The sequence below is a fragment of the Chryseobacterium sp. T20 genome, assembly GCF_047345655.1.
In the GTDB taxonomy this organism is placed as follows: domain Bacteria; phylum Bacteroidota; class Bacteroidia; order Flavobacteriales; family Weeksellaceae; genus Chryseobacterium.
Genome location: NZ_JBLFDU010000001.1, coordinates 423,376 through 447,241, shown reverse-complemented (window position 1 = coordinate 447,241; position 23,866 = coordinate 423,376). Strand labels below are relative to the sequence as shown.

21 protein-coding genes are annotated in these 23,866 nt (G+C 36.6%); 7 read left to right on the top strand and 14 right to left on the bottom strand.

The window, feature by feature from the left end:
* Positions 1 to 186: 186 nt before the first annotated feature.
* Complete coding sequence (locus tag ACMA47_RS01980) at positions 187 to 1,935, bottom strand: hypothetical protein (protein ID WP_413928450.1); 1,749 nt, start codon at positions 1,933 to 1,935, stop codon at positions 187 to 189.
* Positions 1,936 to 2,344: 409 nt separating this feature from the next.
* Here ACMA47_RS01980 and ACMA47_RS01975 point away from each other — a divergent pair, with 409 nt between their 5' ends.
* Complete coding sequence (locus ACMA47_RS01975) at positions 2,345 to 2,566, top strand: hypothetical protein (protein ID WP_413928449.1); 222 nt, start codon at positions 2,345 to 2,347, stop codon at positions 2,564 to 2,566.
* Positions 2,567 to 2,734: 168 nt separating this feature from the next.
* Here the strand turns inward: ACMA47_RS01975 and ACMA47_RS01970 are convergent, their stop codons facing one another.
* From ACMA47_RS01970 to ACMA47_RS01935, 8 genes are all read right to left on the bottom strand, one after another.
* Positions 2,735 to 2,965 (bottom strand): hypothetical protein, encoded by a 231-nt coding sequence (locus tag ACMA47_RS01970; RefSeq protein WP_413928448.1) that lies wholly within the window; start codon positions 2,963 to 2,965, stop codon positions 2,735 to 2,737.
* 1,037 nt (positions 2,966 to 4,002) lie between these two features.
* Positions 4,003 to 5,361, bottom strand: coding sequence for a M28 family peptidase (locus ACMA47_RS01965; RefSeq protein ID WP_413928447.1), 1,359 nt, complete (start codon positions 5,359 to 5,361; stop codon positions 4,003 to 4,005).
* 3 nt (positions 5,362 to 5,364) lie between these two features.
* Positions 5,365 to 6,723, bottom strand: coding sequence for a M28 family peptidase (locus tag ACMA47_RS01960; protein ID WP_413928446.1), 1,359 nt, complete (start codon positions 6,721 to 6,723; stop codon positions 5,365 to 5,367).
* Positions 6,724 to 6,725: 2 nt separating this feature from the next.
* Positions 6,726 to 8,129: a M28 family peptidase gene (locus ACMA47_RS01955; RefSeq protein ID WP_413928445.1), complete on the bottom strand. Its 1,404-nt coding sequence runs from the start codon at positions 8,127 to 8,129 to the stop codon at positions 6,726 to 6,728.
* A 54-nt stretch (positions 8,130 to 8,183) separates the two neighbouring features.
* Entirely contained in the window at positions 8,184 to 9,428 is a 1,245-nt protein-coding gene (locus ACMA47_RS01950) for a DUF1015 domain-containing protein (protein ID WP_413928444.1), read from the bottom strand.
* Positions 9,429 to 9,430: 2 nt separating this feature from the next.
* A complete protein-coding gene (locus tag ACMA47_RS01945) occupies positions 9,431 to 10,396 on the bottom strand; it encodes a D-2-hydroxyacid dehydrogenase (RefSeq protein WP_413928443.1) in 966 nt (321 codons plus the stop codon).
* Positions 10,397 to 10,505: 109 nt separating this feature from the next.
* The gene (gene serC, locus ACMA47_RS01940; RefSeq protein ID WP_306596229.1) at positions 10,506 to 11,570 is read right to left on the bottom strand and encodes a 3-phosphoserine/phosphohydroxythreonine transaminase; all 1,065 of its coding nucleotides are present in this window, start codon (positions 11,568 to 11,570) and stop codon (positions 10,506 to 10,508) included.
* 108 nt (positions 11,571 to 11,678) lie between these two features.
* Positions 11,679 to 12,029, bottom strand: coding sequence for a 4Fe-4S binding protein (locus tag ACMA47_RS01935; protein ID WP_034698512.1), 351 nt, complete (start codon positions 12,027 to 12,029; stop codon positions 11,679 to 11,681).
* Positions 12,030 to 12,088: 59 nt separating this feature from the next.
* Between ACMA47_RS01935 and ACMA47_RS01930 the strand changes: the two genes are divergently transcribed.
* From ACMA47_RS01930 to ACMA47_RS01920, 3 genes are read left to right on the top strand one after another with little or no spacing between them, the layout of a single operon-like run.
* The gene (locus ACMA47_RS01930) at positions 12,089 to 13,123 is read left to right on the top strand and encodes an acyl-CoA reductase (protein WP_413928442.1); all 1,035 of its coding nucleotides are present in this window, start codon (positions 12,089 to 12,091) and stop codon (positions 13,121 to 13,123) included.
* A 47-nt stretch (positions 13,124 to 13,170) separates the two neighbouring features.
* Positions 13,171 to 13,608, top strand: coding sequence for a peptidylprolyl isomerase (locus ACMA47_RS01925; protein WP_413928441.1), 438 nt, complete (start codon positions 13,171 to 13,173; stop codon positions 13,606 to 13,608).
* Positions 13,609 to 13,645: 37 nt separating this feature from the next.
* Complete coding sequence (locus ACMA47_RS01920; RefSeq protein ID WP_413928440.1) at positions 13,646 to 14,335, top strand: Bax inhibitor-1 family protein; 690 nt, start codon at positions 13,646 to 13,648, stop codon at positions 14,333 to 14,335.
* Positions 14,336 to 15,067: 732 nt separating this feature from the next.
* On the opposite strand, the gene ACMA47_RS01915 is transcribed toward ACMA47_RS01920, so the two are convergent.
* From ACMA47_RS01915 to ACMA47_RS01895, 5 genes are all read right to left on the bottom strand, one after another.
* Positions 15,068 to 15,316 carry a DUF6952 family protein gene (locus tag ACMA47_RS01915; RefSeq protein WP_002980002.1) on the bottom strand — a complete coding sequence of 83 codons (249 nt, stop codon included), beginning with the start codon at positions 15,314 to 15,316 and terminating at the stop codon, positions 15,068 to 15,070.
* Complete coding sequence (locus ACMA47_RS01910; RefSeq protein WP_413928439.1) at positions 15,316 to 15,624, bottom strand: thioredoxin family protein; 309 nt, start codon at positions 15,622 to 15,624, stop codon at positions 15,316 to 15,318. Before ACMA47_RS01910 ends, ACMA47_RS01915 begins: the two co-directional genes overlap by 1 nt.
* A gap of 113 nt (positions 15,625 to 15,737) precedes the next feature.
* Positions 15,738 to 16,370 (bottom strand): peroxiredoxin, encoded by a 633-nt coding sequence (locus tag ACMA47_RS01905; RefSeq protein WP_034698496.1) that lies wholly within the window; start codon positions 16,368 to 16,370, stop codon positions 15,738 to 15,740.
* 148 nt (positions 16,371 to 16,518) lie between these two features.
* A complete protein-coding gene (locus ACMA47_RS01900) occupies positions 16,519 to 19,458 on the bottom strand; it encodes an insulinase family protein (protein ID WP_413928438.1) in 2,940 nt (979 codons plus the stop codon).
* Between the two features lie 33 nt (positions 19,459 to 19,491).
* A complete protein-coding gene (locus ACMA47_RS01895) occupies positions 19,492 to 20,685 on the bottom strand; it encodes a pyridoxal phosphate-dependent aminotransferase (protein ID WP_413928437.1) in 1,194 nt (397 codons plus the stop codon).
* A gap of 179 nt (positions 20,686 to 20,864) precedes the next feature.
* Here ACMA47_RS01895 and ACMA47_RS01890 point away from each other — a divergent pair, with 179 nt between their 5' ends.
* The 3 genes from ACMA47_RS01890 (at position 20,865) to rsmG (ending at position 23,842) form a co-directional block, all read left to right on the top strand.
* Positions 20,865 to 21,701: a GLPGLI family protein gene (locus ACMA47_RS01890; protein WP_413928436.1), complete on the top strand. Its 837-nt coding sequence runs from the start codon at positions 20,865 to 20,867 to the stop codon at positions 21,699 to 21,701.
* A 69-nt stretch (positions 21,702 to 21,770) separates the two neighbouring features.
* The gene (locus ACMA47_RS01885; RefSeq protein ID WP_413928435.1) at positions 21,771 to 23,108 is read left to right on the top strand and encodes a M20/M25/M40 family metallo-hydrolase; all 1,338 of its coding nucleotides are present in this window, start codon (positions 21,771 to 21,773) and stop codon (positions 23,106 to 23,108) included.
* 98 nt (positions 23,109 to 23,206) lie between these two features.
* Positions 23,207 to 23,842 (top strand): 16S rRNA (guanine(527)-N(7))-methyltransferase RsmG, encoded by a 636-nt coding sequence (rsmG, locus tag ACMA47_RS01880; RefSeq protein WP_413928434.1) that lies wholly within the window; start codon positions 23,207 to 23,209, stop codon positions 23,840 to 23,842.
* The last annotated feature ends 24 nt before the right edge of the window (positions 23,843 to 23,866 follow it).

The following is a 23,866-nucleotide window of genomic DNA, read 5'->3' as shown; positions in this document are numbered from 1 at the left end:
ATAACTTAATAAAAGAATATATTTAACCTGAATTACGACCAGATAAAGTGCATAAAAAATCCGAAGAAACTCAATACTTCTCCGGATTAATTATTGTCTTGTTTTATGTCAATCTATTTTAAGACGATTCATGTGTTTATAATAAAGTGTATAACTAACTTATTATAATTTGTTTGATTAGAAGTTCTATAGCGATGTATAAATAATGTGTAAAAAAGAAACACCCTGAGTATAGCTGGCTGTTCCTCCTGAACTTGTTACACAGCTTATTACTTCTCCCGCATTCAGTAATTTTACAAAGGTTCCCCCAAAAGACCTTTTATTTCCTAGTAGTTTGGTGCCGGAAAATGCCCAGCTATCCTGGCCTGCGTTAATATATAAACTGACTGCAGCATTTGGATCTATATTTTCAAGCTTTACTCCTGCTACAATCTGATACACCCCCGTTTTTGCCACTGTATATGTGTTGCTTGATGCATTCCAGGTACCTGAGCTTAATGTATTAATGTTGACTGATCCGAATTTTACAGTATTCATCGCCCCATTTCCTGGCATATAAGTCGGGATAGATGATGTTTGTTGGGCATTAAAAATATTATTAGGTATTTTCAGGGAATTGATAAAGTTGCTGGCGCTGATTTGCGAAATAGCACCACCACTGTCTGCCAGTACAATTCCTGAATTAAGAGCAGTATTGACAAAATCTATCTTGCGGATTCTTACATTCCCATTCACATCCAGTATGCGATCAGGGTTGCTATGATTAATACCTACATTTCCGTTTGAAGTTATTGTTACTTTAGGCTTGTTGTTGGTTGTCAGATTAAGGTCATTGGCAGTTGTTGTTCCTACAAAAGCAGCTCCTCCCCCAATGTAGGTTTTCAGATTGATGGTCCCATTACTGTGGTTGATCCCGAAACTATTATCCGGTGTTTGTACAGTCAGTTTGGTGTCCGGGTTGTTTGTTGCTATCCCTACATTTCCGTTTGAAGTTACTGTTACTTTTGATGTATTATTAGTGGTCAGGTTAAGGTCATTAGCGGTTGTTGTTCCTATAAAAGCAGCTCCTCCACCAATGTAGGTTTTCAGATTAATGGCCCCATTACTGTGGTTGATCCCGAAGCTATTATCCGGTGTTTGTACGGTCAGTTTGGTGTCCGGTGTGTTTGTCGCTATCCCTACATTTCCGTTTGAAGTTACTGTTACTTTTGATGTGTTGTTAGTGGTCAGGTTAAGGTCATTAGCGGTAGTAGTTCCTACATAGGCCGCTCCTCCTCCGATATAGGTTTTTAAATGAGTGGTTCCGTTGCTGTGACTGATTCCAAAACTATTATCAGGTGTTTGAACGGTTAATCTGGTGTCAGGATTGGTTGTTCCTACACCAAGGAGGTGATTGGCAGCGTCTACGGAAACAGTATTTCCATCTATAGAAAAAGCATTTACCTTGTTGCCTGTGAATGCTAGAGTATTTGAGCCCTGTGTTACAGTTCTATTTCTTGTAAGACTACCATCTGCTGTATAAATATTAAAAGGAGAAGTTGTGCCTCCGCTGCCTGTCGTAGCCCTCCATGATGAATTCGTGAAAACGAATTCCTGTATTTTATCATTAGGAACAGTAGTTCCGTTTAATATAGCATCAAATCCGCCTGTTGTATTATTATACACAATCAGACGCTGACCTGGATTAGGTGCTGCCGGTGCTGCAATAGTTATTGTTGCAGTAGCTGCTCCCGTAAGTTGTACCTGACTCACATTGCTTGGGATGGTGGCTGTATTACCACTCACGGGTAAGGTTGTTTCACGGGTGGTGATAGCTCCATTAATATCCAGTGTTGTTCCTGGGTTGGATGTATTAATACCTACATTACCTTTCTGAGCATAGAGTGAAAGGTTCACAAATAGTAAACCAACTAATAATTTTTTAGAAATCATCATATATGTTTTAAAGTTTATTATTTACCCGGTATGGGTGTTTTTTTCAGTCGGCAAATTTGCTTATATTTTTTGTTTTTTTTAGAAAACGTACATACATCAAATGTACACCATTTATTAGTGTGTTAGTTAAGAAGGGATTACGTTGGTTGGGTTGTAGTTTTTTGCTCTATATCTAATGTTTAAGTGCGTTTTAGTGTATGAATTGGAGGTATTATTTTTACCAAAAATTGAAAGTGATCTCATGTTGTATGAATTAGAATCCAAAATTCATTTCATTCCAGGATATTAAAATAATGCCGTCTTGAAAAAGACGTTTTTTTATTTTGTAAATACCGTAGAAATACGGATTTCGCCAAGACTTTATTCCTTCTATCTTTATCATGCCCTTAAAAGAACAAAATAAAAGAATATGTTTAACCTGAATTATGACCAGATAAAGAAAGAAATAGAATCTGAAGTATGCGAAGAACATGGCATGCATCCGGAATTTGTAAAAACAGATGAAGGTTTCGGAATAAAAGCCTGCTGTGAACCTTTCAGAGAAGAGCTTGTTGAAAAGTCAGGGAAAATGATTGAAGAAGAAACCAAAAAGATCCTTGAAGAAATGATGAAGGATCTGTTTAAAGAATAAGTTTTTACGATGTTAAGATAACTTTGTTATCACCAGAGCTGCTCCGGAAGGAGTGGCTTTTTTGCTGGAAATACTGATGATATAATAATGGAGTAGGACTGTAAACAAAAAACCGCCCCAAATAGGACGGTTTTTTCAGTAAAAATAAATTGAAAGTTATATGTTCTGTTATCTTTTCTTCATACTCGTTCCGGCTAAGGAACTGATGAATACAAGGCCAAACCCGATATAAGCGGTAAATGCCGTCAGGTATATAATTAAGCTGTTAAAGCTTGGTTCTAAGGCGTATACCAACACAGAAAATGCAGCAAAACTTAATACCAGCAATAGGCTCCATATATGCAATTTTGCAGCATCTTCATTTCTCTTAAAAATCATTTCAAAAAAGGCTCTCATCATTACTAACATTTTAAGGGTTATACATTAATTAATAGGATAAAGGCGCACTCATCACGGTAAAAAGAATAAATTCCTTTACTGGGCTAAGGTTCACGATGACTTTGCCATTTATTTATATCATAACACCGGGCTGAAAGTCCGGGATATTTTTGTTTTTTTCGAATCAATAAAGACTCTTGCTTATTGTGATACCAGTTAGATACGGGGTGCAAAACTGCTGTGAAGAACTAACGGGGGTTAGTTAATCACGGACCCGTATCTTTTACGGCATCGTAGAAAAAAAAGGATTCATATACTAGATATGAACTTGAATCGGTGGAAAAACTGAAAATCCACAGAAAACCTCTTTTCTCATCCTTAGTGTTTTTTTAATTTTTTCTCAATATTTTACATGCTAATATCATGCCAAAGTTCTGTTTTAGCGATTAACACATTGTTTCACGGGATTGATGAGATCAGTGTGAAACGTGTTTTTATCTGTTATTTCCTTAAACAAAGAAAAATTTTCTGTTTTTAATCTTAAATAACCTGAAGTAAAGAAAATATTACAGAAACATTTCGTTTTATGTAATTTAAAAACATTTATAGTAAAACCCGTGGAAGATTTCTATAAAGATAATCGGGCTTCCTTTATCTAAGCTAAGGATATAGTCCGTTCCTATAGAAATTGTGTTATTCGTGAAATCATTAGTGTAATTTGTGTTTAGTTTTAAGAACCACAAATACCACCAATATTTTTTCACAAATGTCACTAATTAAAGAAGTCTGAAAATTTATTAATGAAATTGTATACAATCATCTGTATCAATTTTTGAGATCAGTGGGATTCTTATAAGCTATAGCTAAAGTTCGTTCCTATAGAAGTTGTGTTATTGGTGAAATCATTCGTGTAATTTGTGTTTAATTTTAAGAACCACAAATACCACCAATATCTTTTCACAAATTCCACTAATGGAATACTGTAAAATTCATGATGAACTAAAGAGTCATTCCTATTAAAATAAGAAAACCGCCTTTATAAGACGGTTTCATATGTATTACCAGTTTTTATCAATCATATAAATAATCTGGGTTAAAGCGGTTGCTCCCAATAAAAGTTCTCTTCGGTTCACCTTTTCAAAAGTATCTTCCTCTGTGTGATGGATATCGAAATAACGTTGAGAATCCGGCATCAGCTCAGCAGCTGGAATTCCCATGTCGTGAAGCGGATAAAGATCTGTTCCTGAAAACCGCTCTTCAAAATTATAAACTCCGTAAGGAAGGAATAAATTCGACCAGCTTTTAATCTGATTTCTTTTCGCATCATCCATATCCAGCGCAATACCTCTTGGGGCGAAACCTCCGGCATCTGTTTCAATGGCAAAAAGATGTTTTTCGTTTTTCTCTTTTACGGTTTTACCATATTGAATTCCGCCTTTTACTCCGTTTTCTTCATTGGCGAAGCAAACAACTCTGATGGTGTGATTATTCGGAATTCCTAATTTTTTAAAAGTCCTTAATACTTCAATGCTTTGTACAATTCCGGCTCCGTCATCATGGGCGCCTTCGCCTACATCCCAGGAATCAAGGTGTCCACCTACAACGATAACACTTTGATCTTTTTTACCGGTGATTTCCCCGATCACAGAATGGGATAGTTTTTCTCCTTTCATTCCACAGTTGGAATTGAGTTTTGCAATAACTTTCTGGCTTTTCAGTAGAGCTTCCAGTTCATCCGCAGTCGTGCTTCCGATAGCAACTGCCGGTATTTTGGAAACTTTGTCTTCATAACGCATGGCTCCGGTATGAGGCACATCATCAAAAGCAGAAGACAGAGATCTTACGATGGCAAATTTCCCTCCTTTTTTAGCAGTTAGAGAAGCGGCGGTAGTTCTGTATTTTGCTGCATCACCATAGGCTTTAAAGGTTTCTACGAATGATTGACTGAACGCGTAGTTGAAAAATACAATTTTATCTTTCACTTTTTCAGCGGGAAGTTTATCGTATTCTTCCATAGATTTTACCATGATGATTTCTCCTGAAACATCTTTTCCTCCGGTTCCTTCAGAATTTCCAAGAGAAAGCATTTTAAGACTTTTCCATTTTCCGTTGGAAGTTTGGATGTTCAGAGATTCTTTTCCTCTTTCCCATACCGGAATCATGACTTCCTGAAGCCATACTTTATCAGCGCCGGCATCACGAAGCTTTTGTTCTGCCCATTTTACTGACTTTTCATAGGCTTCAGAACCGCTTAAACGGTGGCCTATGTTTTTTGTAAGCTCTCTCAGCTCTGTATATCCTTTTCCGTTGTTCAGAATTTCTGTTGAGATTTTTCTGAACTGGATAGAATCTTCTTTAGACTGACCAAAAGCGACCATTCCAAAAAGCAATAATGAAGTTCCTAGTATCTTTTTCATTGTTTACCAATTTTTATCAATCATATAAATAAGTTGTGTCATCACCGCAGAACCGAGCAACAGCTCTCTTCGGTTGACTTTTTCAAAAGTATCTTCTTCTGTGTGATGAATATCGAAATAACGTTGTGGATCCGGCACCAGTTCGGCAGTGGGAACTCCCATTTCATGAAGTGGAGCGATATCCGATCCGGAATATTTGCCTTCAAAGTTGTAAACCCCATAAGGTAGAAACAGATTTATCCAGCTTTTGATCTGGTTCCTTTGAGGTTCGTTCATTTCCAGAGAAATTCCCCGTGGTGAAAAACCTCCAGCATCCGATTCTATAGCAAAGAGATGTTTTTCGTTGTTTTCTTTGACAACTTTGCCATATTGTTTTCCGCCTTTTGTACCATTTTCTTCATTGGCAAAACAAACGGCGCGAATGGTATGATTATTCTGAATACCTAATTTTTTAAAGGTTCTTAAAACCTCAATACTTTGAACAATTCCAGAGCCGTCATCATGAGCACCTTCTCCAACATCCCAGGAATCCAAGTGTCCACCAACAACAATAACACTTTGGTCTTTTTTACCGGTAATTTCTCCGATCACAGAATGAGAAAGCTTTTCTCCTTTCATTCCGCAATTGGAATTGAGTTTTGCTGTTACTTTCTGGCTTTTCAATAAAGCTTCCAGTTCATCAGCAGATATATTTCCAATGGTTATGGCTGGTACTTTGGAAATATTTTCGTCATAGCGCATGTTTCCTGTGTGAGGCACATCATCGAAAGCGGAAGAAAGAGATCTGATGATGGCAAATTTTCCTCTTTTTTTAGCCGTTAATGAAGCGGCAGTTCGTCTATAAGCCCCTGCATCACGATAAGAGATGAATGTCTGTACATTTCCCTGATTAAAAGGGTAGTTGAAAAATACAATTTTATCTTTTACTTTTTCAGCAGGAAGCTTATCATATTCTTCCAGGGATTTCACCATGATGATATCTCCTGAAACATCTTTTCCACCCGTTCCTTCGGAATTTCCAAGGGAAAGCATTTTCATACTTTTCCAATTTCCATTAGAAGTTTTGATGTGCAATGACTCTTTTCCTCTTATCCAAACCGGAATCATGACTTCCTGAAGCCATACTTTATCGGCTCCGGCATCACGAAGCTTCTGAGCTGCCCACTGTACGGATTTCTCATAGGCTTCGGAACCGCTTAAACGGTTGCCTATAGTTTTGGTTAGTTCTCTCAGTTCATTGTATCCTTGACCGTTATTCAGAATTTCAGTGGAAATTCTTTTGAATTGGATGGAATCATCTTTGGTCTGACCAAAAACAACCATTCCAAAAAGCAATAATGCTGTTTCTGCTATCTTTTTCATTGTTACCAGTTTTTATCAACCATAAAAATCATCTGTGTTATGGTGACAGCTCCAAGAAGAAGCTCTCTTTTATTTACTTTATCAAAAGTATCCTGCTCGGAGTGGTGGTAATCAAAATATCTTTGAGTATCTACAACTAGCTCCGCTAAAGGAATATCGAGTTTTTTTAAAGGAGAAATATCCTGAATTGCCTCTGTTTGATCAAAATCATAAACACCATATGGAAGAAAATATTCTTTCCAAGGATACACCAGTCTTCTTCTCTGGGGAGACATATCCAGTGAAAACCCTCGTGGAGAATAGCCTCCGGCATCGGTTCCTAGGGCAAATACATGTTTTTCGTCTTTCTTTTTTACATACGCAGCATACATCTCACGGCCTTGGCCTCCGTTTTCACTGTTGGCATACAAAACTACACGGATGGTGTGGTTGTTTTCATATCCAAGTGCTTTCAGAGTTCTTAACACCTCGATGCATTGCACAACGCCTGTTCCATCATCCACTGCACCTTCACCAATATCCCAGGAGTCAAGCTGAGCCCCTAAAACAATTACTTTAGAATCTTTTTTGCCCCCAATTTCAGCAATGATATTAGGATTTGTAGTATCGCCCTTCGCTTCGGCTGTCATGTTGATTTTAGCCGTAACTTTTTGTTTTTTTAAGGTTTTCTCCAATTCATCTGCAGATCTTACTCCAATTGATAAAGCTGGAATTTTAACTTTATCATCTGGTTCGTAATAAATCATTTTAGCATGAGGAGTATCGTCACTAGCAGTGGTCAGTGATCTTATAATTAATGCTTTTGCACCTGTCTTAGCAATCACAGAAGCGGAAATTAATTTTGATTTTGCAGTCTGTAAATAGGAATCACTTGTATTAATAATTTTTGGATCCATAGGAACATTCACAAAAACTATTTTATCTTTTAACTGGCCGATTGACATAGCATTCAGCTCTGATGTGGAATTGATTAAAACGATTTCGCCCACCAGATCTTTTCCGCCTGTTCCTTCAGAGTTTCCGAAAGAAAGCATTCTGATGTTTTTCCAGTCTCCATTTCCGGATTTGATCTGTAAAGATTCTTTTCCCCTGATCCAGACTGGTGCTTTGGCTTCCTGTCTCCAGATCATATTAATCCCGATTTCCTTGAATTTTTTTTCTGCCCATTCTACGGCTTTGGTATAACCGGGAGTTGCACTGAAACGTGGACCAATTCTTTTGGTGAGCTCTCCAAGATTATCATAAGCAGTACCGTTGGTCATAATTTCATCTGAAATTTTTCTGAATTCATCATGATAGTTGAACTTGGCAACGGTACCTTTTTTTGCCGGGTTTTTAAGTGGTTTTTTCTGAGAAAATAAAAATCCACTCAAAAAGAGTGGAAGTATAATGAATATTTTTTTCATTTATTATTTACTTATCTTTTCCGTTGATAAAAGTAGGGAAAAAATAGGAATTTATTAAGGTTTCATGTCGTACATTAATAAAGCAGTAATTAATTTTGGCTCAATAAATGTACATTTCGGAGGCATGCTTAATTTTAAGTCTGAAATTTTAATCATATCATTAAAACTTACAGGATAAATTCCAAAACCAACTTTACCTTCACCGTTGTCTACTCTTTCTTTTAAAAGATTAATTCCATTGATATTGGAAGTTCCTTTCACATAAGAAATAAGTTCAGAGCTGTCAGGATCTTCAATTTTCAGAATGTTTTTGAAAATATACTTATCTAAAAGATGGTGATCCAGATTATCCAGAGACATTTCTTTGGAACGAAGATCATGCTTCACGTGAAGAGAATAGAACTTCCCATCCATATACATTGAAATATGGAATTTTTGAGAAGGGTAGTATGATGCTTCTCCTTTTTCGTGAATCAGGAAATATTTCTCAAGTTCTTTCAGGAAATCTGCCGGAGAAATACCATTCAGGTCATGTAAGATTCTGTTGTAATCATGAATCTTTATCGACTGGTTGGAAACAATGAAACTGTATACAAAGTTGTAATGCTCTGTACCATTATGTTTCTTATTTTTCTCCTTATGATATTTTGCATTGATTGCTGTGGAACCAATTCTGTGGTGTCCGTCAGCAATATAAAACGAATCAATCTGATCAATCACTTCTTTAAACTGCTGTAGCTTCAGACGGTTATCTATTCTCCAGATTTTATGTCTGATACCCATAGAATCTACATGATTGAAGATAGGAACATTTTTTTCCTCATGATTCATCAGCAATTCAATTTTTGAATTGGCAGGGTAGGTAAGAAGCACAGGTTCTGCCTGCAGGTTTACTTTTTCAAGGTAATGAGCCAGTTTTTCCTTTTTCTGCGGGATGGTACTTTCATGTCTTTTGATTTTTCCATTCCAGAAATCTTCAATACTTGCCAATCCCAGAAGTCCTCTGAACATCTGTTTGTTGGGGTAGATCTGCTCATAAAGATAGTAGGCTGAATTGTCCTGGACCAATTTCTTTTCTTCCAGAAGCTCTTCAAATGTGGAACGGATCTTTCGAAGGTTCCGGTCAATATCTTTAGATTTACTTACAACATAAGGTTTAATCATATTGATGTAAGTATTTTCAACTTGAGCCTTCTCTGCGATCTCTTCCTGGGTGAAATTATCCAGTGGATGGGTAGGGAAAGTACTCTCAAAGTCTCTATGAGGTCTTATTCCACGGAAAGGTTTAAAAACAGGCATATTTATCTTATAGTTTCTTTTTGTAGCTTAATAATTTGTTCTGCAAGTTCGATACCGATTTTTTCTTGCGCATCCACCGTATTGCCACCTACGTGAGGGGAAAGTGATAATGCAGGGTTCATTAGTAAAGGCAGTTCCGGGCTTGGTTCGTTTTCAAAAACATCCAATGCAGCTCCGGCTACTTTTCCTGACTCGATAAAATCGATAAGGGTCACTTCATTGATGACACCTCCTCTTGCAGTATTTACAATATAGACTCCATCTTTCATTTTTTCAAATTGAGGGGTGTCTATAATATACTCATTCGTTTTCGGCGTATTGATACTGATGAAATCTGCATCTTTAAGGAATGCATCCATATCATTGGTGGAAGTGATTTCAAAGTTCACAGACTGTCCGTTGAAGAAGTTCAGCGTAAGAACTTCTGTTTTCGGGCTTCTTGTCAGAACGGTTACTTTCATTCCTAAAGCAATTCCTATCTTTATGACTTCCTGACCAATACTTCCAAAGCCGATTACTCCTAATGTTTTTCCTGAAAGTTCATACGCATTGCTGAATGACTTTTTCATAGCATTGAAATGAGTTTCTCCTTCCAGAGGCATCAATCTGTTCGATTCGTGAAGGAATCTTGCCAATGAAATGAAGTGTCCAAAAACCAGTTCAGCCACTGATTTTGAAGATGCTGTAGGCGTATTGATGACTTTGATGCCTTTACTTTTGGCATATTCTACATCAATATTGTCCATTCCGATACCGCCTCTTCCGATAATCTTAAGGCCCGGGCATGCATCAATCAGATCCTGTCTTACTTTCGTTGCACTTCTTACCAGAAGAACGTCCACATTATTATCGTTGATAAAATTAATAACGTGATCCTGAGCCACTCTATTGTCCAGAATTTCAATTCCGGCTTCTTTTAGAGTCTTTTCTCCTGCTTTTGAAATTCCGTCGTTTGCTAAAACTTTCATGAGTTATTTTATTGATGTTAGATTGAAGATGTCAGAAGTTAGATTTTGAGTTCTGTTATCTGACATCTTTTGTCTGATATCCTTTTATTTTTCGGTCGCCTAATATAAGCTATTTTATTGACTTCATTACATCCACCAAAACCTGTACACTTTCGATAGGTAAGGCATTGTATAAACTCGCTCTGTAGCCGCCTAAGCTTCTGTGTCCGTTTAGTCCACTGATGCCTGCAGCTTTCCATGCATTGTCAAATTCTTCTTTCTTGCTTTCGTCTGTAATTTTGAAAGAAACATTCATGAGTGAACGGTCTTCTTTTACACAGAAGGTTTCGAATAACGGGTTGCTGTCGATTTCATCGTATAAAAGCTTGGCTTTAGCTTCGTTTCTCTGTTCTGCAGCAGCAATTCCTCCATTTCTTTCAAGGTACTGAAGGGTAAGTAAAGAAGCGTATACAGGGAATACCGGTGGTGTATTGTACATAGATTCTTTAGCAATGTGCTGAGAATAATCCAGGATGGAGAACATGTTTTCTCTTCCTGTTTTCCCAAGAATTTCTTTTTTGATAACGACTAAAGTAACTCCTGCAGGTCCCATATTTTTCTGAGCTCCGGCATAGATCAGGTCAAATTTAGAGAAATCCAGTTGTCTTGAGAAAATATCAGAACTCATATCACATACCATCAGTGTATCTACTTCAGGGAAAGATTTCATTTGAGTTCCATAAATGGTGTTGTTGGAAGTACAGTGGAAATAATCGTATTCTGCACCTACCGTATAGTCTTTAGGAATAAAAGAATAGTTTTCTTCTTTTGAAGAACCTACTACATCTACTGTTCCTACTTTTTTTGCTTCTTTAATAGCTCCGGCTGCCCATGTTCCTGTATCCAGGTAAGCTGCTTTTCCTCCTACTTTCATCAGGTTGTAAGGAACCATTGCAAACTGCAGGCTGGCACCACCTCCTAAATAAAGCACTTCATAATCATCACCAAGATTCATCAATCTTTTTACAATGGCACGCGCTTCGTCCATTACCGCCACGAAATCCTTGCTTCTGTGAGAAATTTCAAGAAGAGACAATCCAATACCGTTAAAGTCAAGGATAGCCTGTGCTGATTTTTCAAATACTTCTTGTGGTAAAATACATGGTCCTGCGCTGAAATTGTGCTTTTTGTTCATATTTTTATTTTTTGGGTGCTTCGGGACTTGGATATCCTTCTGCTTTATTTTGATTTAATTGGATTTTGGGTTAAAAAAACCGCCTCACAGATAATGAGACGGAATTTTTTATTCGCCGTGTAAGAATGCTTTTTTATTAAGAAGAGCTTCTTCAGATTCTACGTGATCTTCATCAGGCACACAGCAGTCTACAGGGCATACCGCTGCACACTGAGGTTCTTCATGGAATCCTTTACATTCTGTACATTTATCTGTTACAATGAAGTATACATCATCACTTACGGGTTCCTGTGGTGAATTGGCATCTACAGTAAGTCCCGACGGCATCGTAATCGTACCTTGAAGAGCCGTACCGTCAGAAGCTTTCCAATCTACAGCTCCTTCATATATTGCATTGTTTGGGCATTCCGGTTCGCAAGCCCCACAGTTAATGCATTCATCAGTTATTTTAATAGCCATCGCTAATTTTTTTTAAATTTGCACAAAATTACAAAATTTTACCCAATTTTAAAGTAATTATGAATACCGAAAATCAAGTTTTAGGACTTATTAAATTAAGTGGTTATATAAAAGCGTTTTTAGCTAAGAAACCAGAAAATCACAATGAAGATGATGCTGATATCGAATTATTGTTAAAAAGATCTGAAATAGAGAATCCGTGGTTTACCATTGATAATCAGAAATTTGCTTTACAGCAATGGACAGATCTTCTGACTGAAGAAAATATCAAAAACTGGCTTGGAAATTATTCAATCTCTAAAATTTCTAAAAGAGTTGGGCTCATTTTAGCCGGAAATATCCCTTTGGTAGGGTTTCATGATGTGATTTCTGTTGTTTTAGGCAATCATATTCCGGTCATTAAGCTTTCTTCAAAGGATAAGTATATGATTCCGTTTTTATTAAAGAAGTGGAATGAGTTTTCCAATGAGAATGTAGCTTTTGAATTTGTAGAAAAATTAGAGAATTTTGATGCCGTTATTGCTACTGGAAGTAATAATACGGCAAGATATCTGGAGTATTATTTTAAAAACCATTTAAATATTATCCGTAAGAACAGAACTTCCGTTGCGGTTTTGAAAGGTGATGAAACGAATGAAGAACTGCAGCTTCTGGCGAAAGATATTTTCCAGTATTTTGGATTAGGATGCAGAAATGTGACGAGAATTTTCATTCCGCAGGATTTTGTGATTGACAGGTTGTTTGAAAACTTCTTAGGCTTCCAGGATATTATCAATCATAATAAATATGCCAACAATTATGATTATAACAGAGCGGTTTATCTTTTGAATCAGGATAAATTCTGGGATAATAATTTTGTAATGCTGAAAGAGGATGATAAACTCTTCAGTCCGCTTTCTGTAATCAATTTCAGCAGATATGAATCGTTGGATGAAATGAAAAGCTTTATTGCAGAAAATGAAGAAAATATTCAGTGTGTAGTGGCGAAAGGAGAGCTGGAACTGAATGCTATTCCGTTTGGGGAAGCACAAAATCCAGGTCTTGATACATATGCAGATAATGTAGATACAATGAAATTTTTAGAACTGGTCTGATTTTCGTATCTTCCATCACTTATTTCACCAGAACAAAAATGAATACTATGAAAAAATTATTGCTGGGACTTGCTCTCGTGAGCGGACAGTTGATTTTTGCACAGAAAGTAACGGGTGCAAAGGTTGAAAACAGTCCCAAAAAAGAGCAGCAGGCGAGTATAAGTAAGGAGAAGGTTAGTTTGTATAATGATAACTTCCTGAAGTTTGTTGAGGCTTTACAGGCTTCTGACCGTACAACCATTAATGGATTGCTTTCCGATAAGGTAAAGGAAATTGTTACGGATGATGTACTTAAAAAAGTCAAAGAAGGTATTGATCTCAATAAAAAGCTTGAAATCTTAAAAGCTGGGTATTATAAAACGATGGACGGCACTAATCATCCAAGTATTAAATATAAATATGCAGGAGAATCATCTTCGAAAGAGGCAATTACAGCCGTATTTGAAGATGATGGTAAAATCCTGGGTGTTTTGCCTGCGAAATAGATGAAATTATTTTCGATTAACTAAAAAAATATTAACTATGATGACAGATGTTTTAGTCGCTCATTCTTCAGATGTGGAGAAAGCGAATTTTTACAAGAAGACATATTTGCATGTTGCTTTATCTATTCTTGCATTTATTGGAGTTGAAACGATACTATTAAAAACTGTTCCGGTAGAATTGATTGCCATGATGTTCGGTCAGAGATACATCTGGCTGCTGATTATCGGAGTTTTCTGGTTGGCTTCTGTTTTAGCTTCCAAGTGGTCACTTTCACAAAGTAAATCTACCCAATATATGGGATTAGGTTTTTACATTTTACTGGAAGCGATTATCTTCTTACCACTTCTTTTTATTGCAACCGGAATTGAAGGTGGAGCTAACATAATTTTCCAGGCTGCTACTTTAACGATTGCAATGTTTGCAGGTATTTCTGCAGTAGCATTCACTTCTAAAAGAGATTTTTCTTTCTTAAGAAATATCATTGTAATCGGTGGGTTTATTTCCATTGGATTAATTGTAGGAGGGATGATCTTCGGATTTAACCTTGGGTTGTGGTTCTCTGTTGGAATGGTGATTTTAGCGTCAGCTACCATTCTATATCAGACAAGTAAATTAAAAGATTCCTATGGAACGAATCAGTATGTAGGAGCGGCATTGCAGCTTTTTGCTTCAATTATGCTTTTATTCTGGTACATTCTGAGTATTTTGATGAATAGAAGAAGCTAATTGATAAGTTGTCTTAGCTTTAAAAATATAGTCCCGGTGATTCTTCATCGGGATTTTTTATTATTTGAACACAAAATTTAAACACAAATGTCACTAATGATTTCACGAATAACACAAATTCAATAGGAATGGTTTTAGTTTGTTTTTAACCACAGATTCCACAGATTGATGCGGATGATTGTGTATAATTTATTTGTGTTATTTGTGATGGAATATTTGTGTTACTTGTGGTTTTAAAAAAATTAAACACAAAGTTCACTAATGTTTTCACGAATAACACTAATTAAAACATTTTAATAGGATCAATGGGAACGGGCTTTAGCCCGTTTTATATTTTATGGATGCCTTCCAACGGCTTTTGCCTAAACTTATAAGTATCCCACAGATTCTACAGATTGACACGGATGATTAAGTATATTTTTTTGATAGATAATTTTTGAACAGTTCTATTAATATTTGTGAAATTTGTGAAAAACATTTGTGTTATTAGTGTTTTAAACCAAAAACCCAAAAAATCCTGATGAAATGATCACCGGGATTTTAATTGGTTATTCTTTACAATTTTTCATACAACTTCCAGCTTCATGTGACTGGTTAAAGTCCTTTGAAGTACATTTTAAGTTGAAAGAAAAGATTCTTAAAGAATAGAAAAAAGTATAGTAATGAGGAAAACCTCAGGTATTGTATAGTTTGTGTTTTTACAGTCTTTTGATTAAAAATAATCGAAAGATGTTATTTGTCAATTGATCCTAAAACCTTCTGAGCAAAAGAGTTTAAAGCATCTTTCTCGCTCATTCCGTTTTGTACATTCGCGTGAACTTCTAAAGCTCCGCAGATGTTGGTGATCAATTCTCCTGCAACATTCAGATCTTCTTCGCTTGTTCCTCTGAATTCGCAGAAACTTTCCAGTACTTCTAAAGTCTTTTCAAGATTTTCAGGAGTCTGATTCTGATAAAACTGTCTGATTACGGGTAATTTCATTATGCTAATTCATTAAAAAGGTTAATTAAACTTTCTGCCTGGTTAGATTGAACCTGGTTCACTAGTTGTCCGTTTTTAAAGATGGCGAAAGTAGGTAAGTTGTCTACTTTTGCTAATTTTCTGCTTTCAGGAAGCTTTTCAGCATCTACATATAAAAATGGAATAGAGTCATTTTCAGATGCTAATTTTTTGAATTTCGGCTTCATGATTCTACAGTTTCCGCACCATGTTGCGCCATATTGAACAACTACTTTTTCATTGTCGTTCACTATATTTTGTAATGTATCTTCGGTTAATTCTGTGTACATGATTGTAATTTGAAAATTTGTTAATTTGAAAATGTGCTAATGCTTTGTAAAAAGAAAATGAGATAATTTTTGATAATTCTCCAATTATCTCATTTTCAAATTAACACATTATATTAGTTCTTCGCTAAGTATTCTGCTGTAGAAGTTCTGTCAGCTTTCATAGCGTCTTTTCCTTCTTCCCAGTTTGCAGGACATACTTCACCGTGCTTTTGTACGTGTGTGTAAGCGTCGATTAATCTTAAGAATTCTTTTACGTTTCTTCCTAGAGGCATATCGTTTACCGCTTCGTGGAAGATTTTCCCAGTTTCGTCGATAAGGTAAGTTGCTCTGTAAGTTACGTTAGAACCTGTGAAAACTTCATTTCCATCTTCGTCATATTCGAAGTCCTGATCAACAATTCCCAATGTGTTAGCTAACTGTCTGTGAGTATCAGCTAAAAGTGGGTAAGTTACTCCTTCAATTCCTCCGTTATCTTTTGGTGTGTTCAACCAAGCGAAGTGTACTTCGTTAGTATCACAAGATGCACCGATTACTTTAGTGTTTCTTTTTTCGAATTCACCTAAAGCCTCCTGGAAAGCATGAAGCTCAGTAGGGCATACGAAAGTGAAATCTTTAGGGTACCAGAATAAAAGAACTTTTTGCTGGTTGTTTACTGCTTCATCAAGGATGTTGATTCTTAAATCGTCACCCATTTCAGACATTGCGTCAATTGTTAAATTTGGGAATTTTTTTCCTACTAAAGACATAATTTTTCTGTTTTTATATTTAAATTTCTTATGCAAATATATGAAAGATTCATCTATCGAACAAACTAAAATCGATAAATAAAATCTATAATTGTTTTTAGTGTGTTGTTAAATAAAAAAGCCCTGATATCAGGGCTTTTTGTTTATTTTAATAACCAAATATTTCAGTTAAATTAAGTTTTTTTACTTCGCCTAATTTCTGCATATCGGCCTCATTTACTTTGTCTTGAGAAGCGACAAGGCAGTAGGTGTAGTTCTTGTTTTTCATTTCCTTATCATGGAATGAGTTGATGTCTGTGAAAGACAGTTTTGGTGCCTGTTCATAAACATTTTTTCTCATATCAAAGTTGTTTCCAAGCTTTTGAGATTTCAGATAAGAGAAGATGATTCCATCCTGAGTAATTCTTTCAGAAGCAATTGATTTTTTCAATCCGCTTTTCGCTGTTTCGAATAACTGCTCAGATTTTGGAAGGGTAGTCAAAAGCTCATTCATCGCCGTTGTAGACTCATTGAATTTGTCTGCCTGTGTTCCTACATAAGCCATCACCATGTCTTTGTCTGTTTTCTTACTTGGAAGGGCAAAATAAGAATACGTAGAATAAGCCAGTGCTTTTGATTCTCTGATAGTCTGGAATACAATAGATCCCATTCCGCCCCCGAAATAGTTGTTGAATAAACTTACGGTTGGAGTAGTGGATGCATTGTACGGATCAGAATTTCTTACCCAGAACACTTCAGCCTGTACCATGTCATAATGAGCAAATAAAACCTTGTTCTTATCAGTTGGGATCTGAGCGAAAGTTTTAGATTTAGGAAGATCTTTCAGGGTAGCAGGAAGTTTGTGGATAGGTTTCAAAGCTGCTACCACATCATTTCCTGATTTTGGTCCGTAATACAGTACTTTGTGCTTGAAATTGAATAAATCATGAAGAACATTAATTAAGTCTTCTGCTTTTAATGCATCAAGTTCAGCATCGCTTAGTACGTTGTTGAAAGGATTCTGAGCACCATATTGAGCATAACTTCTCAATCCGGACATAATTACTCCCTTATTTTGTTTTGCATTCGCTCTGGCTTTCTTCAACCTAACTTTGTAAGCATCAAGAGCAGCCTGGTCTGCCTGACAGTTTTTGATTAAATCTTCAAATAAAGAAATGGTTTTATCAAAGTTTTCATTTAAGCCTTCCAGTGACACATAAGTTTCCTCGTTTCCTGCGCTTACATTGAAGCTTGAAGCAAGTTTATAGAATTCCTTACTGATCACTTCTGAAGATTTGTCTTTCGTTCCTAAATACTGAAGATATTCTGCTGCCAATGGAAGAATTTTGTTATTCCATTTTCCTGAATCAAAGTGATAATACATTCTGAACAGAGCATTGTCTGTATTTTTTACAGAAAGTACATCTACAGCAGCTAATTTGTTTTTAGCGATGTCTTTGTCATAATTCAACCATACCGGAGCGATAGGGTTTTCAGGCATTTCGTCAATCTTCTTAAGGAAAGGAGACTGGTCTTCTCTGTTAACGGAAACCGGTGTAATGGTTGGTTTATCAACTTTTACAATACTCTTGTCTTCACCTTTTCTTTTGTAGACTGCAACATAGTTATTATTCTGAAGATATTTGGATACAAAATCCATGATATCTTTTTTCGTCAGTTTTGAAATCTCATCAACATACTCAAGCGATGCTTTGTGATCAACCTCCGAAGTGAATTCATCCATCAGAATGCTTGCTCTTGACGAATATTTTTCATCTTTCTGAATAATCCCTTTCTTTTCATTGTTCACGATAGATTGGATAAGGTCATCAGAAAAATCTCCTTTTCTTAATTTATCAATTTCCTGAAGAAGAAGGTTTTTTACTTCATCCAGAGACTGTCCTTCAGTGGGCTTACCCTGTAAAAGTAAAACAGAATAATCTTTCAAAGCATAAGACCCTGCGTAAGCTCCAAGTAATTTTTGTTTTTTTACCAGATCAAGATCGATTAACCCGGCCTGCCCATTGGTAAGCATATTTCCAACAAGGTTCAGCATTCTGGCATCTTTGGTAGAAGCTCCCGGAAATCTGAAACCAAGCATTACGTTTTCAGGATTCGGTCCTACCACTTCTTTTACAACCGGAGCGGTGATAGGTTTTTCCTGTCCAACTTTATATTCAGGAATTGCTTTAGGCTTCATATAAGAGAAAGCCTTATCAATTTTTGCAATCACTTCATCCGGATTAAAATCTCCGGACATAATGATTCCCATGTTATTGGGAACGTAGTAGTTGTTATAATATTCTCTGATTGCATGTAGAGAAGGATTTTTCAGGTGTTCAATGGTTCCGATTGTGGTTTGCTTTCCATAATTGTTGTTAGGGAAAAGGTTGGCAAACATGGTATCGAAAACTTTATCTCCGTCATCATCAAGAGATCTGTTTTTTTCTTCATATACCGCTTCAAGCTCAGTATGGAAAAGTCTTAAGACCGGTTCTCTGAATCTTTCAGCCTGTACAGCAAGAAATTTGTCAAGAACATTGGCAGGCACATCTTCGGTGTACACCGTTTGTTCAAAAGAAGTGAAGGCATTGGTGCCATCAGCTCCCATACCAGCCATCATTTTATCGTATTCATTTGCGATTGCAAATTTTGCTGCCTCTCCGGAAACCCTGTCGATTTCTTTGTAGATTTCTTTTCTTTTGGCTTCATCCTTAGTCTGGTTGTACTTTTCGTAAAGAGCGTCAATCTGGTCTAAAAGAGGTTTTTCTTTTGCCCAGTCTTTAGATCCAAACTGGTTTGTTCCTTTGAAAAGCATGTGCTCCAGATAGTGGGCAAGACCTGTGTGGTCTGCAGGATCGGTTTTGCTTCCGGCTTTTGTTGCAATATACGTTTGTATTCTCGGGTCTTTATTGGTAGGACTCAGAATAACCGTTAATCCGTTTTTCAAAGTGTAATACCTTGCAGAAGTAGGGTCGTTGGTCACGTATTTGTACTTGTAGCCATTGGAAGTCGCTTCTTTCCATTGGAAGTCCTGGCCAAAAGCATATCCTGCGAAACTTGCAGCGGCAATACTTGTAGCGATGGTTAGTTTTTTTAACAGATTCATTGCTGTCGTGTTTTATTTTGGGTTATTAAGTTGTTAATTGAATTTTTCCAATAAATTTTTAATTCTTTTCATAGCTTCTCTTAATTCCTCCTCAGAAGCAGCATAAGAGAATCTGATACATTCAGGACTTCCAAAAGAGAATCCACCTACACATCCGACATGCGCATTTTCCAGAAGGAACATGGCAAAGTCGTCAGAGTTTTTAATTTCTGTTCCATCCAGGGTTTTTCCAATATAGTACGAAATATCCGGGAAGAAATAGAAGGCAGCCTTTGGAAGGACTACTTTGAATCCTGGGATTTCTTTGATCAGTTCATAGACAAGATCTCTTCTTTTTTTGAAAGCATCAATCATGTATCTGTATTCGGAAGGATCTGCTTTCAGGGCAACAATAGAGGCTCTTTGTGCTACCGTATTAGCGCCGCTGGTCATCTGTCCCTGTACTTTTTCACAAGCTTTTGCCAGCCATTCCGGACATGCAGAATACCCGATTCTCCATCCGGTCATCGCAAATGCTTTTGACATACCGTTGATTACGGCTGTCTGTTCATAAACTTCCGGAAACTGAGCAATGGAAGTTGTGTTAGTTTCGTAATTGATATATTCGTAAATCTCGTCAGAAATTATTGTTATCTGAGGGTATTTGGCAATTACTTTGGCGATGGATTTTAATTCATCATAAGTATAATATCCACCTGACGGATTACATGGCGAGCTGAAAAGTACAGCTTTGGTTTTCTCAGTGATAGCTTCTTCAAGCTGCTCTGCAGTCACTTTGAAATCGGTAACATAAGACGTAGGAAGCATTACGGAAGTTCCCCCCATCATTTTTACCATTTCATCATAGCTTACCCAGTAAGGTGCAGGAAGCAGAACTTCATCACCATCATTAATAATAGCTGCCAAAACATTGATAATAGCCTGCTTAGCTCCATTGGAAACACAAATCTGGGTAGGTTTGTATTCCAGATTATTATCTCTTTTTAATTTATATGCAATAGCCTCACGCAGTTCCAGAAATCCTGGAACAGGAGAATAGTGGCTGTAATTTTGATTGATGGCATCGAATGCTGCCTGTTTGATGTTGTCCGGAACATCGAAATCCGGTTCGCCAAGAGTTAAGCTGATCACATCTATTCCGCTGGCTTTCATTTCTCTGGCTTTGTTAGACATTACAAATGTCTGGGAGTATCCTAATCTTTTTACTCTATCTGAAAGTTTGTCCATTGTATTTTTTTGAATTTTAACAAATATATAATAAAAACGTCTTGTGAAGGTAATAAAAGTAAGGGTACTTTAAAGATTTTTGTCAGGTTTTAGTCAAATCTTCTTTTAGATTATAAAAATCTTTTCTTTTGATGTATGGGACTAATTTTAATCTTATTTTAGCCAAAAAACTTAATTCCATGAAGAAGATATTCAAAGCACTGTTTTTGTTATCCGTGCCGCTTTTATATGCACAGAATTACCGTTTTGTCTATGAATATAAGATGAAACCTGCTATTGAAAAAAAAGATTCTGTAGTGATCAATTATATGAATCTGGATACGGATGGGAAGAAATCCTATTTCACTAATGCTGTTAAATATGAAAGAGATTCAGTATATCGGGCAGACAAAAACTACTCTGCGTTGTTGAAAGGCAAAAATTATGATCGTAACCTGGGCTATATTATCGAGAAAAACTATTCCCAAAAGACGATAAACCTGTTCGATAAATACAAAAGCGTAAGTCTGGTAACTATAGATCAGGAAATCCCAAAATGGAAAATTGAAAAAGAGTTTAAAAAGATCAATGATCTGAACTGTCAGAAGGCCGTTGCAGATTATAAAGGTAGAACATGGGAAGCTTGGTTTAGCAAGGATTTTCCCATAAGTGACGGCCCATACAAATTCAGTGGTCTTCCGGGACTTGTTGTTGCCATTAAGGACGGGGACAATGATCATGTTTTCGAATTGGTTCAGATTAAGAAAATTAATGCAATCACAGCTTTTGTACCGAAAAATAATAAGCAGATGAGTGGTGAAGAATATAGAAAGCTTATTAAAAATTATACTTTTAATCCGGCCGAAGACATTGCAGCGATGAATGTGGATTCCAAAAACGGAACAATGGAAATGCAGCTGAAGGATGGTTATGTTGCTCAGCTGGATATCAATAAGCTCAAAAAATATGGAGCAAAAATGGATGATGTGATCGCAGAAATATTAAAACTGGGCACTAATCCTATTGAAAGAGAATAAAATAAATTCTCATAAGGAATGATTTTGCAGCACAGGGTTTTGTATCTTTAACCATCTAAGATCTGTCCTATGAAATATTCCGTTTTTTTATTACTTATTTCCTGTACTGTTTTTTCTCAGAAATACTCAAAAGATGATGAAGTGAAAAAATATGTCTCACAGGTGAATGAAGATTCATTAAAATCATATATCGGCAAGTTGGTAAGCTTTGAAACCCGACATACCTTGAGTTCGATAGATGATTCTAAGCACGGAATAGGGGCAGCAAGGAACTGGGTGATCAGGAAATTCAAAGATTATGCTAAAAATTCGGGAGGAAGAATGGAGGTGTATCTACAACAGGAAGATATTCAGCCGGATGGAAAACGAATTGATAAAATGGTAAATCTTGGAAATGCTGTTGCGTTTCTGAAAGGAATAGATCCGAATGATAAAAGAATTTTCCTGATCGGAGGGCACCTGGATTCAAGAGTTACTGATGTGATGAACAGAACTTCCAAAGCGCCTGGTGCCAATGATGACGGCAGTGGAGTAAGTGCTGTGATAGAATCTGCCAGAATACTGAGCAAATCTTCGTTTCCGGCATCTATCATTTTTGTGGCCTTTTCGGGAGAAGAACAATCTTTGTTAGGCTCTAAGCAATTGGCCGAGAAAATTAAAAGAGAAAATGGGCAACTGGAAGCTGTTTTGAATAATGATATGATCGGTAATCCCAAAGCAGGAGAAACAGGAGAGATCAACACCCGTATACTTCGTGTTTTCAGCGAAGGTCTGCCTTACAAAGATCTTGATAAAAAGGCAATGACAATCAGAAATCTTGGTTTTGAAAACGATAGTGAATCCAGGCAGCTGGCTCGTTATATCAAAGAAATTACAGAGCAATATGTCAAAGGATTGGAGATTAAGCTGATCTATAGAAATGACAGGTTTTTGCGTGGAGGGGATCATACCAGCTTTGTGAATAACGGATTCCCTTCTGTAAGACTGACCGAATATTATGAAAATTACGATCATCAGCATCAGGACATAAGAATTGAAAACAATAAGCAGTATGGTGATCTTCCTGAGTTTATAGATTTCAAATATCTGAAAAAGAATGTCGCAGCCAATGTTGCCGTATTGGCAAGCCTTGCAAAATCCACTTCAAAACCGGAGAAAGTGGAAATGGATGTGAAGGAACTGACAAATTCAACAACTTTACATTGGGAAAAACCAAAATCCGGAATTCCGGCAGGATATTATGTGCTGGCAAGGGAAACAGACAGTCCGGTATGGCAGAAAAAAATATTCACCACTGAACTTTCTATGAAGATTCCGCTTTCGAAAGACAATTATATTTTTGCTGTACAGAGTGTGAGCCCGTCAGGAAACCTGAGTGTTCCTGTTATACCAGGAATTGCAAGGTAATGGATTGTGCTGAAAACCAGAATTTACTGCCGGATCAGGAAAAGTAGATTTGAATACAAGAGAAATAAAACTTATTTTTGCGGTTTATAATAATTCACATGTCTGCATCGTTACTATTAAAATATTTCCCGGATCTTACTGAAAAACAGAAAGAACAGTTCTCAAAACTGGAAACTCTGTACAATGAATGGAATGAAAAGATCAATGTAATTTCCAGAAAAGATATGGAATCACTGTATGAAAAGCACATTCTGCACTCGTTGGGAATTGCAAAAGTGATGGAATTTGCACCGGGAACCAAAGTTTTGGATATCGGAACCGGAGGTGGTTTTCCAGGTATTCCTCTGGCGATCCTGTTTCCTGAAACAGAATTTACCCTGATTGATTCTATTGGTAAGAAAATCAGCGTGGTACAGGCTGTGGCAGATGGAGTAGGACTGACCAATGTAACGGCTATCCATGGAAGAGCAGAAAAGCTTAAAGAAAAATTCCATTTTGTAGTCAGCAGAGCGGTAACTCAAATGCCGGAATTTTTAAGATGGCTGAAAGGGAAATTTGAAAAAGAACAGTTTAACCCTAAACATAACGGAATTTTATATTTGAAAGGCGGTGATCTTGCTGAAGAGCTTGCCGGACTTAAATGTGAAATTTTCAATCTTAAACACTATTTTGATGAAGAATTTTTTGATACGAAGAAAGTAGTTTATGTATCAAAAGGTAATTTTAATTCCTGATTTTTATGTGAATAAGGAATAATT

Bases quoted from the DNA above. Each gene is read 5' to 3' on its own strand.
- ACMA47_RS01980 (WP_413928450.1), bottom strand. From the start codon at position 1,935: ATGATGATTTCTAAAAAATTATTAGTTGGTTTACTATTTGTGAACCTT.
- ACMA47_RS01925 (WP_413928441.1), top strand. From the start codon at position 13,171: ATGAAAAAATTATTGCTGGGACTTGCTCTCGTGAGCGGACAGTTGATT.
- ACMA47_RS01975 (WP_413928449.1), top strand. From the start codon at position 2,345: ATGTTTAACCTGAATTATGACCAGATAAAGAAAGAAATAGAATCTGAA.
- ACMA47_RS01950 (WP_413928444.1), bottom strand. From the start codon at position 9,428: ATGCCTGTTTTTAAACCTTTCCGTGGAATAAGACCTCATAGAGACTTT.
- ACMA47_RS01905 (WP_034698496.1), bottom strand. From the start codon at position 16,370: ATGTCTTTAGTAGGAAAAAAATTCCCAAATTTAACAATTGACGCAATG.
- rsmG (WP_413928434.1), top strand. From the start codon at position 23,207: ATGTCTGCATCGTTACTATTAAAATATTTCCCGGATCTTACTGAAAAA.
- serC (WP_306596229.1), bottom strand. From the start codon at position 11,570: ATGAACAAAAAGCACAATTTCAGCGCAGGACCATGTATTTTACCACAA.
- ACMA47_RS01890 (WP_413928436.1), top strand. From the start codon at position 20,865: ATGAAGAAGATATTCAAAGCACTGTTTTTGTTATCCGTGCCGCTTTTA.
- ACMA47_RS01900 (WP_413928438.1), bottom strand. From the start codon at position 19,458: ATGAATCTGTTAAAAAAACTAACCATCGCTACAAGTATTGCCGCTGCA.
- ACMA47_RS01935 (WP_034698512.1), bottom strand. From the start codon at position 12,029: ATGGCTATTAAAATAACTGATGAATGCATTAACTGTGGGGCTTGCGAA.
- ACMA47_RS01915 (WP_002980002.1), bottom strand. From the start codon at position 15,316: ATGAAATTACCCGTAATCAGACAGTTTTATCAGAATCAGACTCCTGAA.
- ACMA47_RS01895 (WP_413928437.1), bottom strand. From the start codon at position 20,685: ATGGACAAACTTTCAGATAGAGTAAAAAGATTAGGATACTCCCAGACA.
- ACMA47_RS01965 (WP_413928447.1), bottom strand. From the start codon at position 5,361: ATGAAAAAGATACTAGGAACTTCATTATTGCTTTTTGGAATGGTCGCT.
- ACMA47_RS01930 (WP_413928442.1), top strand. From the start codon at position 12,089: ATGAATACCGAAAATCAAGTTTTAGGACTTATTAAATTAAGTGGTTAT.
- ACMA47_RS01945 (WP_413928443.1), bottom strand. From the start codon at position 10,396: ATGAAAGTTTTAGCAAACGACGGAATTTCAAAAGCAGGAGAAAAGACT.
- ACMA47_RS01960 (WP_413928446.1), bottom strand. From the start codon at position 6,723: ATGAAAAAGATAGCAGAAACAGCATTATTGCTTTTTGGAATGGTTGTT.
- ACMA47_RS01885 (WP_413928435.1), top strand. From the start codon at position 21,771: ATGAAATATTCCGTTTTTTTATTACTTATTTCCTGTACTGTTTTTTCT.
- ACMA47_RS01910 (WP_413928439.1), bottom strand. From the start codon at position 15,624: ATGTACACAGAATTAACCGAAGATACATTACAAAATATAGTGAACGAC.
- ACMA47_RS01920 (WP_413928440.1), top strand. From the start codon at position 13,646: ATGATGACAGATGTTTTAGTCGCTCATTCTTCAGATGTGGAGAAAGCG.
- ACMA47_RS01970 (WP_413928448.1), bottom strand. From the start codon at position 2,965: ATGATGAGAGCCTTTTTTGAAATGATTTTTAAGAGAAATGAAGATGCT.
- ACMA47_RS01955 (WP_413928445.1), bottom strand. From the start codon at position 8,129: ATGAAAAAAATATTCATTATACTTCCACTCTTTTTGAGTGGATTTTTA.